This window comes from Streptomyces sp. NPDC058221 (genome assembly GCF_042882365.1).
In the GTDB taxonomy this organism is placed as follows: Bacteria; Actinomycetota; Actinomycetes; order Streptomycetales; family Streptomycetaceae; genus Streptomyces.
The window spans coordinates 20,988-33,877 of record NZ_JBHVWF010000090.1 but is presented as its reverse complement, the minus strand read 5'-3'; the positions used below and the strand labels follow the sequence as shown (position 1 = coordinate 33,877).

The 12,890-nt window shown below is 71.2% G+C and carries 10 protein-coding genes; 4 read left to right on the top strand and 6 right to left on the bottom strand.

Annotated elements, in window-relative coordinates:
- Positions 1–59: 59 nt before the first annotated feature.
- The 6 genes from ACFVW8_RS25530 to ACFVW8_RS25505 all read right to left on the bottom strand — a co-directional run bounded on the left by ACFVW8_RS25530 (position 60) and on the right by ACFVW8_RS25505 (position 8,893).
- The gene (locus ACFVW8_RS25530) at positions 60–1,892 is read right to left on the bottom strand and encodes an AMP-dependent synthetase/ligase (RefSeq protein WP_389693813.1); all 1,833 of its coding nucleotides are present in this window, start codon (positions 1,890–1,892) and stop codon (positions 60–62) included.
- 179 nt (positions 1,893–2,071) lie between these two features.
- A complete protein-coding gene (locus tag ACFVW8_RS25525) occupies positions 2,072–4,249 on the bottom strand; it encodes a 3-hydroxyacyl-CoA dehydrogenase NAD-binding domain-containing protein (RefSeq protein WP_389693811.1) in 2,178 nt (725 codons plus the stop codon).
- Between the two features lie 29 nt (positions 4,250–4,278).
- The gene (locus tag ACFVW8_RS25520; RefSeq protein WP_389693808.1) at positions 4,279–5,493 is read right to left on the bottom strand and encodes an acetyl-CoA C-acetyltransferase; all 1,215 of its coding nucleotides are present in this window, start codon (positions 5,491–5,493) and stop codon (positions 4,279–4,281) included.
- Positions 5,494–5,568: 75 nt separating this feature from the next.
- On the bottom strand, positions 5,569–6,717 hold the full coding sequence (locus ACFVW8_RS25515; RefSeq protein WP_389693806.1) for an acyl-CoA dehydrogenase family protein: 1,149 nt from the start codon (positions 6,715–6,717) through the stop codon (positions 5,569–5,571).
- Complete coding sequence (locus ACFVW8_RS25510) at positions 6,714–7,739, bottom strand: LLM class F420-dependent oxidoreductase (protein ID WP_389693804.1); 1,026 nt, start codon at positions 7,737–7,739, stop codon at positions 6,714–6,716. Before ACFVW8_RS25510 ends, ACFVW8_RS25515 begins: the two co-directional genes overlap by 4 nt.
- Complete coding sequence (locus tag ACFVW8_RS25505; RefSeq protein WP_389693802.1) at positions 7,739–8,893, bottom strand: CaiB/BaiF CoA transferase family protein; 1,155 nt, start codon at positions 8,891–8,893, stop codon at positions 7,739–7,741. The genes ACFVW8_RS25510 and ACFVW8_RS25505 overlap by 1 nt, the downstream gene beginning before the upstream one ends.
- Before the next feature lie 263 nt (positions 8,894–9,156).
- Between ACFVW8_RS25505 and ACFVW8_RS25500 the strand changes: the two genes are divergently transcribed.
- The 4 genes from ACFVW8_RS25500 to ACFVW8_RS25485 all read left to right on the top strand — a co-directional run bounded on the left by ACFVW8_RS25500 (position 9,157) and on the right by ACFVW8_RS25485 (position 12,884).
- Positions 9,157–9,879: a TetR/AcrR family transcriptional regulator gene (locus ACFVW8_RS25500; protein WP_389693800.1), complete on the top strand. Its 723-nt coding sequence runs from the start codon at positions 9,157–9,159 to the stop codon at positions 9,877–9,879.
- 78 nt (positions 9,880–9,957) lie between these two features.
- On the top strand, positions 9,958–10,467 hold the full coding sequence (locus ACFVW8_RS25495; protein ID WP_389693798.1) for a DUF4334 domain-containing protein: 510 nt from the start codon (positions 9,958–9,960) through the stop codon (positions 10,465–10,467).
- Positions 10,464–11,555, top strand: a complete 1,092-nt coding sequence (locus ACFVW8_RS25490; protein WP_389693796.1) for an NAD(P)-dependent alcohol dehydrogenase — start codon at positions 10,464–10,466, stop codon at positions 11,553–11,555. Before ACFVW8_RS25495 ends, ACFVW8_RS25490 begins: the two co-directional genes overlap by 4 nt.
- A gap of 132 nt (positions 11,556–11,687) precedes the next feature.
- A complete protein-coding gene (locus tag ACFVW8_RS25485) occupies positions 11,688–12,884 on the top strand; it encodes a TetR/AcrR family transcriptional regulator (protein WP_389693794.1) in 1,197 nt (398 codons plus the stop codon).
- Positions 12,885–12,890: the final 6 nt, after the last annotated feature.

Genomic DNA, 12,890 nt, shown 5'->3' with positions numbered 1-12,890 from the left:
TTCCTCGGCTGGGGAAAGATGGCCGCCCTGCCGCGTCCGCGGCTCGGGAGGTGGCAGGCTCAGTCCTGGTAGAGCCCGGACAGCGAGTCGGCGTACTTGTCGCGGATGACCCGGCGCCGCATCTTCAGCGACGGCGTCAGCTCGCCGGTCGCCGGGCCCCACTCCTCGGCCAGCAGCTCGTACCGCTTGATCTGCTCCGTGCGGTTGAGCCGGGAGTTGGCAGCGGCGACCGCCCGGTCCACCTCGGCCCGCACTGCGGGGTGTTCCGCCAGCCCGGCCGGTCCTCCCTCCGCCTCGACGCCGTTGGCCGCGGCCCATACGGGGGCGGCCTCCGCGTCGAGCACCAGCAGGGCGACCAGGTAGGAGCGTTCGTCGCCGTGCACCATGGCCTGGCCGATCAGCGGGTGCTCCTTGAGCGCGTTCTCCACGAGCGCCGGCGAGACGTTCTTTCCGGTGGAGGTGATGATCATCTCCTTCTTCCGGTCGGTGAGCCAGAGATAGCCGTCCTCGTCCATCCGGCCGATGTCGCCGGTGGCCAGCCAGCCCTCGGCGTCCAGGGCGGACCGCACCGAGCCGTCCGGCTGGAGGTAGCCCGAGAAGACGGACGAGCCCCTCACCAGGATTTCGCCGTCCTCGGCGATGCGGACCTCCACGGACTCCACCGGGCGTCCCACCGAGCCGAGCCGGAAACCACCCCGTGGGCTGTTGCTGGTGGCGACGCCCGTGGTCTCGGTCAGCCCCCAGGCGTCCATGATGACGATGCCGAAGCCGGCCCAGAACTTCACGACGTCGACCGACATCGGCGCCGAAGCGCTGGCCGACCAGGTCACCCGGTCCAGACCGCCCGCCGCCAGCATGGGCAGCAGCACTTCCTCACGGACGCGTGCGTACCGCTCTTCGAGTTCGGCCGGCGGCGTCTTGTCCTGTTCCCGGTACCCGACATGCTCACGGGCGACCTCGAAGGCCTGGTCGATGACCGCCCGTTGCTCGGCGGGCATCAGCGAGAGGATGCCCCGCACCGTGGCGGACAGCTTCTCCCAGATCCTCGGCACCCCGAAGAACTGCGCCGGGCGCACCTTGCGCACGACGGCGGCGACGCCCGTCGGGTCGGCACAGAGGTAGACGTGCGAGGCCCGGTGGCAGGGCAGGTAGATGCCCAGCATCCGTTCGGCGATGTGGGCGAAGGGCAGGTAACAGATGTGCTCGACGTGCGGGGGCAGCTCCACCACGGCGTCCAGCGCCAGGGCATTGGACATCACCTGGCGATGGGTCAGGACGACGCCCTTGGGCTCGCCGCTGGTGCCGGATGTGTAGACGACGGTCAGCGGGTCCTCGGGGCGGGCGGCGTCCAGTTTCTCGGCGAACTGCTCCGGCACCGGCTCGCGGAGCAGGGCGGCGTACGGGAGGTGGCTGCCCTCCGCGCCCGCCTCCGCCACCACCAGGCGCTCCAGCGGGGTGTCGGCGTCGGACAACAGCGGCTCCCACACCGGCACCTGGGCCGCCCCCTCCACCACGGCGAGGCGGGCTCGGCAGTTGCGGGCGATGTGGGTGATCTGCTCGGGAGCCGCGGTGCCGTAGACGCTGACCGGGACCGCACCGAGGCGGACCAGCGCCAGGTCGGACAGCCAGTGCTCGGGCCGGTTGGCCATCAGCAGGAGTACGCGATCGCCGCGGCCCACACCGAGTGCCAGGTACCCGGCGGCGAGTTTCCGGGTCTGCTCGTGGATCTCCGCCCAGGTGAGAGTCGTCCAGGCGCCGTCCGCCTCGGCCGACAGCCAGGAGAGGCCGGGGAGCCCGGGGTACTCACGTGCGTTGCGGGACAGGAGCTGGGGCAGCGTCCGGTCGGCCGGGTCGTCGGGCAGCTCGCCGGTGGTGCGGGGCGCTGATGTCATCGGTGCCTCCATGCGGGGTGGACGGGAACATCCGGGGAGGCCAGGGCGGTGGGGGGCGCCCCGGCTGGCGTGCCGGGCGGAGCGCGGCGGGAGGTGCGGCAGGCCCCCCGCGGGCCGGGCCGCGTGGCACGGCCGGCGGGGGGTGGTGCGGACGGGCCGCCGCGGGGCCCTGGAGGGGATCAGGAGTCGCTGAAAGTCTCGCCCTGCTCGGCCTTGCGCAGCAGCAGTCCGGGCGGGGCGAAGCGCTCGCCGTGCTTCCCGGCCAGCTCACGCGCGCGGGCTGCGAAGCCGGGCAGGCCGCCCTCGTAGCCGTTGATGTACTGCAGCACGCCGCCGGTCCACGGCGGGAAGCCGATACCGAGGAGCGAACCGATGTTGGCGTCGGCCACCGAGACCAGCACGCCCTCCTCCAGGCATCGCACCGAGTCCAGCGCCTCGACGAAGAGCATCCGCTCCGCCATCTCGGTCAGGTCGGCGGGCTGCTTCGAGGGATCCGTGAAGTGTTCGCGCAGTCCCGGCCAGAGGCGGGTGCGCCTGCCGTTCTCGTCGTACTCGTAGAAGCCGGCGCCGCCGCTGCGTCCGGGGCGGCCGAACGCGTCGATCATCCGGTCCACCACGGCGTCCGCCGGGTGCGGCTCCCAGGTGCGGCCCGCCGCCTCGGCCGCACGGCGGGTCTCCTCGCGGATCCTGCGCGGGAGGGTGAGGGTGAGCTCGTCCATCAGGCTGAGGACCTTGGCCGGGTAGCCGGCCTGGGCGGCGGCCTGCTCGACGGAGGCCGGGGTGATGCCCTCGCCGACCATGGCGACGCCCTCGTCGATGAAGTGGCCGATGACGCGGGAGGTGAAGAAGCCGCGCGAGTCGTTGACCACGATCGGGGTCTTGCGGATCTGCCGCACCAGATCGAAGGCGCGCGCCAGGGTCGCCTCCGCCGTCTCCTCACCCTTGATGATCTCCACCAGCGGCATCTTGTCGACCGGCGAGAAGAAGTGCAGGCCGATGAAGTCCTGCGGCCGCTCCACCCCCTTGGCGAGGACGGTGATGGGCAGGGTGGAGGTGTTGGAGCACAGCAGGGCGTCGGGGGCGAGCACCGCCTGGATCTCCTGGAACACCTTGTGCTTGAGGCCGGTGTCCTCGAAGACGGCCTCGATCACGGCATCGCAGCCGGCCAGGTCCTGGACGTCTGCGGCCGGAGTGATACGGGCCAGCAGTGCGTCCGCATTCTCCTGCGTCGAGTCGCCGCGCGAGACAGCCTTGGCGCACAGCTTTTCGGAGTAGGCCCTGCCCTTCGCCGCCGCCTCCAAGGAGACGTCCTTCAGCACGACGTCGATGCCCGCCCTGGCGCAGGAGTAGGCGACACCCGCGCCCATCATGCCCCCGCCGAGCACAGCCACCCTGGTCACCTTGCGCGGCTCGACTCCCTTTGGGCGGCCGGCACCGGAGTTGACCGTCTGGAGGTCGAAGAAGAACGCCTGGATCATGTTCTTGGTGACCTGCCCGGTGACCAGTTCCGTCAGGTACCCGGCTTCCACCACGAAGGCCGTGTCCACGTCGACCTGGGCACTCTCCACGGCCGCCGCGATGATGTTGCGCGGCGCCGGGCTGGGTGCGCCCCCGGTCTTCTTCTTCAGCAGCGCGGGAAAGGCGGGAAGCTGCGCGGCGAGCTCCGGGGTCGCGGGGGTACCGCCGGGGATGCGGTACCCGGGAGCATCCCAGGGCTGCACGCACTGCGGGTTGGCGTCGATGAACGCCCGTGCCCTGGAGTGGAGTTCATCAGGCCGGGCGGCGATCTCGTCGACCAGACCGGCCTCCAGGGCGCGAGCGGGTCCATACTGGGCGCCCTCCAGGAGGACCTTCTGCAGGGCGGCCGCCACACCGAACATGCGGACCGTGCGGGTCACTCCCCCGCCACCGGGCAGCAGGCCCAGGGTGACTTCGGGAAGTCCGACGCGGGCGGCCGGGCTGTCCAGCACCACTCGGTGGTGACAGGCCAGCGCGATCTCGTAACCGCCGCCCAGGGCCGCGCCGTTGATGGTGGCCACGACCGGCTTGCCCAGCGTCTCCAGAACCCGCAGCGAACGCTTGACGCGCATCCCGGCCTCGAAGGAGGCCCCGGCTGTCTCGGGAGTGACGGAGATCAGGTCCCGCAGGTCGCCGCCCGCGAAGAAGCTCTTCTTGGCGGAGGCGACGATGACGCCCCGAATATCGTCGCGATGTTCCGTCAGTCGCGCCGCGACGGCGTCCAGCGAGTCGATGAACGCGGCGTTCATGGTGTTCGCGGACTGGTCGGGGTCGTCGAGTACGAGGGTGACGACGCCGGTCCCGTCCTGTTCCCAGCGGATGGTCGTGCTCTCGGTCATGTCTGTGTTCTCCGTAGGAAGGGGGACGGTCAGAGACGCTCGATGACGGTGGCGATGCCCATGCCGCCGCCCACGCAGAGGGTGGCCAGACCGTAACGCTTGTCCTGGCGCTCCAGCTCGTCGATGAGGGTGCCCAGGATCATCGCGCCGGTGGCGCCGAGGGGGTGGCCGAGCGCGATGGCGCCGCCGTTCACGTTGACCCGGTCCAGGCTCAGCCCCATGTCCTTGACGTAGCGCAGGACGACAGCGGCGAAGGCCTCGTTGATCTCGACGAGGTCGATGTCCTCGACGGTCAGCCCGGCCTTGGCGAGCGCCTTGCGGGAGGCGGGCGCGGGGCCCGTCAGCATGATGGTGGGGTCCGCGCCGGACACGGCGGCGGAGACGATCCGGGCACGCGGGGTCAAGCCGTGGCGCTCGCCGGCATCCCTGCTGCCGATGGCGACCAGGGCGGCTCCGTCGACGATGCCGGAAGAGTTGCCCGCGTGGTGAACGTGGTCGATCCTCTCCACCCAGTGGTACTTCTGCAGCGCCACCGCGTCGAAGCCGCCCATCTCGCCGGGCGCGGCGAAGGAGGGCTTGAGCCCCGCCAGGCTCTCGGCGGTGGTACCGGGCCTGATGTGCTCGTCCCGGTCGAGGACCAGCAGCCCGTTGCGGTCCCGTACGGGCACGACGGAGCGGTCGAAGCGCCCGTCCTTCCAGGCGGCGGCGGCCCGCTCCTGGGAGAGCGCGGCGAAGGAGTCCACGTCGTGCCGGGAGAAGCCTTCCAGGGTGGCGATCAGGTCGGCGCCGATGCCCTGCGGGACGAAGCCGGTGTCGTGGTTGGTCCGCGGGTCCAGTGCCCAGGCACCGCCGTCACTGCCCATCGGGACACGTGACATGGACTCCACCCCGCCCGCAAGCACAAGGTCCTCCCAGCCCGAACGCACCTTCATCGCAGCCATGTTGACGGCTTCCAGCCCGGAGGCACAGAAGCGGTTCTCCTGCACGCCGGCCACCGTGTCGGGCAGGCCCGCGAGGATGGCGGCGGTGCGGGCGATGTCCGCGCCCTGGTCACCCACCGGGCCGACCACACCGAGCACGATGTCGTCGACGGCCGCCGGGTCGAGGTCCGGGAAGCGACGGAGGGTCTCGTGGACCAGGCCGACGACCAGGTCGATCGGCTTGGTGCCGTGCAGGGCCCCGTTGGCCTTGCCGCGACCGCGCGGGGTGCGGATCGCGTCGTACACGTACGCTTCGGTGCTCACCTTGAGTGCCTTCCGTGCCGGGTCGGAGAATGCTGCGAACGCAACAGGGGCGTTGCCGCGAGGAGTGGACGACGCTCAACCGAGCAGGGAGCGGCCGATGATCTCCTTCATGATCTCGGTGGTTCCGCCGTAGATCGTCTGGATACGGCTGTCGAGGAATGCCCGCGCCACCTTGAACTCGCTCATGTAGCCGTATCCGCCGTGGAGTTGCAGGCAGCGGTCGACGATCCGCTTCTGCAGTTCGGTGGCCCACCACTTGGCCATCGAGGCGTGCACGGCGTCGAGCCTGCCCTCGCTGTGCTCGGTGACGCAGCGGTCCAGGAAGGTGCGGGTGACCGCGGCCTCGGTGGCCATCTCGGCGATCTCGAAGCGGATGTGCTGGAGCCTGGCCAGCGGCTTCCCGAAGGCCTCGCGCTCCTTCACGTACCGCGTGGTGACGTCGAGGATCTCCTCGGCCGCGGCGGCGGCACCGACCGCGATGGCCAGCCGCTCCTGTGCGAGGTTGCCCATCAGGTAGGTGAAGGCCTCGTTCTCCGCCCCCAGCAGGTTCTCCTTGGGGACGCGCACATCGGTAAACGACAACTCTGCGGTGTCCTGGGCCTTCTGGCCGATCTTGTCGAGGTTGCGTCCGCGTTCGAAGCCCTCCATGCCGCGTTCGACGACGAGCAGGCTCAGCCCACCGCTTCCGCCCTCGGGCGTGGTGCAGGCGACCACGACGACGAGATCGGCGAGGATTCCGTTGGAGATGAAGGTCTTCGTGCCGTTGAGCAGGTAGTGGTCCCCCTGGTCGGTGGCGGTGGCACGAATGCCCTGCAGGTCTGAGCCGGCGCCGGGTTCCGTCATGGCGATGGCGGTGACGATGTCACCCGAGACGAAACCGGGCAGCCAGCGGCGCTTCTGCTTCTCGTCGGCGAGCCGGGTCAGGTACGGGCCGACGATGTCGTTGTGCAGACTCAGAGCCAGTCCGGAGGCGCCGACGCGGGCGAACTCCTCGATGAGTACGGCGCTGTACCGGAAGTCGGCGGTCCCGCCGCCGCCGTACTCCTCACCGACGGCCATGCCCAGCAGGCCCTGGCGGCCCGCCGAGCGCCACACCTCGCGGTCGACGACGCCGTCCTTCTCCCAACGGTCGTGGTGCGGGGCCACCTCCTTGTCCAGGAAGGTCCGCGCCGTCTCGCGGAAGGCCGAATGGTCGGGGCCGAAGAGGTCGCGTCGCAGTGTCACAGCCAGTTCCTCACTTGCTCGATCAGCCGGGCGGGATCGGGACCGACGGGGGTGACGTTGAGCATGGTCACGCCCGCCTCACGGAAGACCTCGACGCGGTCGCGGACGTAGCCCTCGGGGCCGGCCAGGCAGAGTTGCTCCAGCAGCTCGTCCGGAACCGCGGCCTCCGCCTCCTTCTTGCGGCCCGCGAGGAAGTGCTCCTGGATGGCCGCCGCGGCGGACTCGTATCCGTAGGAGCAGACCAGGTCGTGGTAGAAGTTGCGGCCGGGCGCGCCCATGCCGCCGACGTAGAGGGCGACGGCGGGGCGCATCAGGTCACGGACGGCCTCGGCGTCGTCGCCGATGGCCAGCAGACCGCCGGCCACGACCGAGAGCGGGCCGAGCGCGGGGTCACGCTTGGCGGCGCCTTCGGCCAGGGGCCCGCCCCAGACCTTGGCGGCATACTCGGGGACGTAGAGGAACGGCAGCCATCCGTCGGCGATCTCGGATGCCATCCGGACATTGGCCGGGCCCAGCGCTGCGAGGTAGACCGGGATGGTGCCGCGGACCGGGTGGTTCAGCAGCTTCAGCGGCTTGCCGAGGGTGCCGCCCTTCTCGGGCGGCAGCGGCATGTCGGTGATGCCGTGGTGCTCGATCACCTCGCGCCGCCAGATCCGCCGGGACAGCTCGATCACCTCACGGGCGCGGCCCAGCGGCCGGTCGTAACGGCGGCCGTGCCAGCCCTCGACCACCTGGGGTCCGGAGGCGCCGATGCCGAGGATGGCGCGGCCGCCGCTGAGGGCGTCGAGTCCCGCCGCGGTCTGGGCGATCAGCGCGGGGGTGCGCGAGTAGACGTTGAGGATGGCCGAGCCGATCCGCATCCGCTCGGTCCTCGCGGCGAGGTACCCCATGATCGTCGGGGAGTCGAAGCCGTAGGCCTCGGCCACCCAGAGGGCGTCGAGGCCGGCGGACTCCAGCGCAGCGGCCCGGTCCGCGGTGGCGCGCGGATCGCCGGCGTATGTCAGGGGTGAGGAGAGCTGCATCAGCGGTGGTCCTTCAGGAGTTCGGGCACGTCCCAGTCGCGGGCCACGTCGGGGGTGTGCGCGCCGGGGGCGGCGGGAGGCAGCCGGAGGGTGCCGGGGGTGTCGGAGAACCGGGGTGCGGGAGCGGGCTGGATGATGCCGTGCGCCTCGGTGTAGGTGCCACGTCCGGTCAGGTGCGGGTGGCCGGCCGCCTCGTGCAGCGAGAGCACCGGCGCGACGCAGGCGTCGGTGCCTTCGAAGACCGCCGTCCACTCCTCGCGGGTGGCGGCCTTGAACCGGGTGGTGAACACGGCCCTCAGAGCGGGCCAATTGCCCGGGTCGGCACGATCCGGCAGGTCCTCGGCGTCCGCACCCAGCAGGGAGACGAATACCGCGTAGAACTGCGGCTCCAGGGCGCCGACCGCCATCCAGCCGCCGTCGGCGGTCTCGTAGACGCCGTAGTGCGGGCAGCCGCCGTCGAGCAGGTTGCGGCCTCGGGCGTCCTGCCAGGTGCCCTCGGCGAACATGCCCCAGAACATGGTGGTGAGGTGTGCGGTGCCGTCCACGATCGCGGCGTCCACCACCTGGCCGCGGCCGGTGAGGCGGGCAGTGAGCAGTGCGGCGAGTACGCCGGTGGTGAGGTAGAGGGAACCGCCCGCGTAGTCGCCGAGCAGGTTGGCGGGGAAGACCGGCGGCCCGTCCGGCGCGCCGCTCATCGAAAGGACGCCGGCGGTGGCGATGTAGCCGATGTCGTGTCCGGCCAAGGACGCGAGAGGCCCTTGTTGGCCCCAGCCGGTCATCCGGCCGTACACCAGAGCGGGGTTGACGGCCATGCACTCCTCGGGGCCGACGCCGAGCCGCTCCGCGACACCCGGCCGGTATCCCTCCACCAGGATCTCGGCCCGTGCCGCCAGCGCCCGGACGGTATCCGGCCCCTCGGGTGACTTGAGGTCGACCAGGACGGAACGCTTGTTGCGGTTGGTCACTTCATGGGCGGGATCGCCGCCGAGCGGCGAGGGGCCGGGGCGGTCGACGCGCACCACGTCCGCGCCCAGGTCGGCGAGCAGCATCGCGGCGAACGGACCGGGACCTATCCCCGCCAGTTCGACCACGCGCACGCCGTCCAGCGGGCCCGCGACGTCGCGGCGGGGAGGGGCAGGGGGTTGATGGCTCATGGGTTCCTCTCTCGGTGCCCGGCGGGTCTCGCCGCCGAACAACCGGGACCTTACTGAGCGTTCGCTAAGAAGATAGGAGCGCGACAATGAGCGGTCAACTGCCTGTGCAGCAGATGTTTTTCTGGATCTTGTCCGGGGAAGTACGATCAGGCCGGACGGGAATCGCCAGGATTCCCTGATCGCTCGCTAAGCATCCGGAGGGAGCTTTTTCGGACTCACGGCCTTACGATGTCGCCGTTCGTCGCCCGCCCCGAGGAGAGTCGTTGAGCACCGAGCCGAGCCAAGACACCACGCCCCCGGCGGAGCACTGGCGCTCCTACGGACCGCTCGACCTGCACCCGATACTGGAGCACGCCATGAAGGCCTTCAACGAGCATGGCTACCACGGCACTTCGGTACGGGACATCGCGGGCCGGGTCGGCGTCACCGTGCCCGCGCTGTACTACCACTACGAGAACAAACAGGCTCTGCTGGCCACGTTGTTGGAGACGTCCGTCAAGGACGTCCTGGACCGCTGCCGGGCCGCGGCCGGGGAAGCCGGGGACGATCCGCTGGCGCGGCTCTGCGGCATGGTCGAATCGATCGTGCTCTATATGGCCCATCGCAGACAACTGGCCTTCCTGGACACCGAGATCCGGAGTCTGGAGCCACAGAACCGGGCCCGCTACATAGCCCTGCGGGACTATCTCGAGCACATGCTCCTGGACACGGTCGAGGCGGGCCGCGCCGGGGGCGTGTTCACCACGCCGATTCCGGCCGACGCGACACGTTCGGTCCTCATCATGTGCCAGGGGGTCGCCAACTGGTTCCGCGAGGACGGTCCGCTCACCGCCGAGGAGGTCGCCGAACGCCATGTGCTGCTGTGCCTCGGCGCCGTGGGCCACCCCGGCGCGGTCACCGGCGACCTTGCGTTCCCGTTCGCTCGGCGCTCCTCACTCGCACAGGTCTCCGCGGCCCGGGGTTCCGCTCCACCCGCCCCCCGGTAGGCCGACGGGGCCCCGCGCCCTCACCTGCAACACCCTGCGTTTCACTCCGTGGTTCAGCAACGACGAGAGGACACCCCTATGAACGTGCTCGAGGCCCGCGCCCGGTTCCAGGAGCTCCGGAGCGCGGACGGCCCGGTCGCCGCCGCTGACCTCGACGAGATCTGGGCACTGTTGGCCACCGTTCGCCCCGAGGAGATACTCGGTGAGTGGAAGGGCGGAGAGTTCAGCACCGGCCACCCCCTCGTCGGCATGCTGCCGAAGGCCAACTGGTACGGCAAGAGGTTCGACTCCTTGCACGACGCCAAGCCGTTGATGTGCTGGAACGCGGAGGGCGAGCTGTACTCCAACCTCGAGCTCGGCCAGGGTGAGGCCAGCCTGTGGACCGTCGAGTTCCGCGGAGAGCCGACGGCCACCATGGTCTACGACGGCCGGCCGGTCTTCGACCACTTCAAGCAGGTGGACGACACCACGCTGATGGGGATCATGAACGCCAAGGGAGTCCCCGCCGATGGCCCCTTCTACTACTTCTTCCTGGAGCGCGTCACCGGGACCCCGCAGCGCGGCCCGCGTGCCGGAGAGGGTTCGTGAGGCGCGTCCGCGCCGCGGTCACCGAGGCGCCTGGCGTGCCGTTCACCGTGCGGGCCGCGGATCTCGAGGATCCGCGGCCGCGCGAGGTGCTGGTGAGGATGACCGCGGCCGGGATCTGCCACACCGACCTGGGGATGCGGGACACCTGGCCCCGGCACCTCACCCCGATGGTCTTCGGCCACGAGGGCGCCGGCCGGGTCGAGGCGGTGGGCACGGAGGTGACCGGCATCGCGCCGGGGGACCACGTCTGCCTCACCTTCGCCAGCTGCGGCGCCTGCGCGCAGTGCGCGGCGGACCACCCGGCCTACTGCCGCGCGGCGCAGGCCCTGAACTTCTCCGGTGGCCGCGACGACGGCACCACCCCGCTCTCTCTCGACGGCGCACCGCTGCGCGCCGGCTTCTTCGGTCAGTCCAGCTTCGCCACGCACGCCGTGGTCCACGAACGCGGCGTGGTCAAGGTGCCCTCCGACCTGCCGGCCGCGGTCGCGGCGCCGCTGGGCTGCGGCGGCCAGACGGGCGCCGGCACGGTACTCAACCGGCTGCGCCCCGAACCGGGTTCCTCGCTGGTCGTCCTGGGGGCGGGCGGGGTCGGTCTGAGCGCGCTGATGGCCGCGGTGGCCGTGGGATGCGACCCGGTGGTGGCCGTCGACCCTGTCGCCTCCCGCCGCTCCCTGGCCACGGAACTCGGCGCCAAGACAGCACTGGCCCCCGGGGACGGTCCGGCGGCGGCGCTGCGCGACCTCACCGGAGGCGGCGCACACTACGTCGTCGAGACCACCGGCCGACCGGAGATGGCCCGCCGGGCCGTGGGTGCGCTGCGCCCACGGGGTGAACTCGCCCTCCTCGGCATGGGCGGTGAGGTGACGTTCGACGTGATGGGCCTCCTCGCCAAGGGGGTCCGCGTCCACGGGGTGCTCGAGGGCGACTCCGACCCCGGCCGCTTCATCCCCGAACTGATCGGCCTGCACCGGCGTGGCCTCTTCCCGATCGACCGGCTGGTCACCACCTTCCCGTTCGAGGAGATCGGCGCGGCGGTGGCCGCCATGCGGGACGGCAGCGTGGTCAAGCCCGTCCTCACCTTCGCCTGAGCGGCCGGTCCCGCACCGGATCCGGACGGCGGGCCCGCGCCCTGACACCGACAAGTGATCCGTAAGTCACTTTCCGAGCGGTCCTCACCGAGGGAGCCCGGGCTCCTGACGGCGTGTGATTGACTGATCCGTATGGCCCCCGCCTCCCGATCCGCCCGTTCGGCCACTCCTGCCGACCGGGCCGTGGCAACCCGGCCCCGCAACCGCCGACAGCTCATCCTCGAGGCGGCCGGGCGGGTCTTCAGTGAGCGCGGCTACCACACGGCGTCCATGGAGGAAGTGGCCGCCGGTGTGGGCATCACCGCAGCTGCCCTGTACCGGCACTTCCCGAACAAGTACGCACTGTTCGCCGAGTGCGCCGACGTCATGGTGGACGGCCTGGTCACCGCGGTGGACGAGGTGCCGCCCGGGGCAGCCTTGCCGGATGTACTCACGGAGATCACCCGCATCACCGTCGCGCACCGTGCGTCGGGCGGCGTGTACCGGTGGGAGGCCCGATACCTCAGCAGCGGGGACCGCCGGCGTCTTGCGGTGAAGTTCGGCCGCCTCGTCGGGCGGGTCGACGCGGCGGTACAGCGCGAACACCCCCTTGCGGACGAGCGCCTGCGTGCCGTGGCGGCCCTCGGTGCGATCGCCTCCATCACGATGCACCACACCTCGATCGCCCAACGCCGCGCGGAGGAACTGCTGCTGGCGTCCGCGATGGGCGTGGTCGCGAGCGACCCGGCGGCCGGCCCGGCGAGCGCCCGTCCCGTCGAGTTGCCCGCCCAGCCGGTGCCGCGCACACGGCGCGCGGAGATCCTCGCGGCCTCCGTTCCGCTGTTCGCCAGGGACGGATTCGCCAGCGTCACCAACGGCCAGATCGCGGAGGCCGTGGGGCTGGCCCCGTCCGCGCTCTACCGCCACTACCCCGGCAAGATCGACATCCTGGCGGCTGCGTGCCTCCAGGCCGCGGCGCTGCTGGCCCAGGGCGTGGAACACGGTCTGCGGGAGGTGGACGGCCCGCACGACGCCATCGTGGCGCTGGCAGCGACGTACGTGGCCTACAGCTTCGAGCACACCGAGCTCAACAGCGTGGCCGAGGCCGAGCTCGCCGGTCTGCCGGCCGGTCTGCGGCGGCCCCTGGTGCTTGCACAGCGGGAACACATCGCCGTCTGGGAGCATCAACTGCGCCTCGCTCGCCCCGAGTTGGACCCACGCCAGGCCCGGGTGCTGGTGCACGCGGGGTTCGGCGTGGTGGTCGAGGCCGGACGCAGGCTGCGGTGGCAGGACAGCCCTCGCCACCGTGAGGCCGTGACCGCCCTGGTCGTGGGCGCTCTGGGCCTCTGAACGGAC

What these genes read in the sequence shown, in the direction of transcription:
- ACFVW8_RS25530 (WP_389693813.1), bottom strand. Translation starts at nt 1,892, where the DNA reads ATGACATCAGCGCCCCGCACCACCGGCGAGCTGCCCGACGACCCGGCC.
- ACFVW8_RS25510 (WP_389693804.1), bottom strand. Translation starts at nt 7,739, where the DNA reads ATGCAGCTCTCCTCACCCCTGACATACGCCGGCGATCCGCGCGCCACC.
- ACFVW8_RS25485 (WP_389693794.1), top strand. Translation starts at nt 11,688, where the DNA reads ATGGCCCCCGCCTCCCGATCCGCCCGTTCGGCCACTCCTGCCGACCGG.
- ACFVW8_RS25495 (WP_389693798.1), top strand. Translation starts at nt 9,958, where the DNA reads ATGAACGTGCTCGAGGCCCGCGCCCGGTTCCAGGAGCTCCGGAGCGCG.
- ACFVW8_RS25525 (WP_389693811.1), bottom strand. Translation starts at nt 4,249, where the DNA reads ATGACCGAGAGCACGACCATCCGCTGGGAACAGGACGGGACCGGCGTC.
- ACFVW8_RS25505 (WP_389693802.1), bottom strand. Translation starts at nt 8,893, where the DNA reads ATGAGCCATCAACCCCCTGCCCCTCCCCGCCGCGACGTCGCGGGCCCG.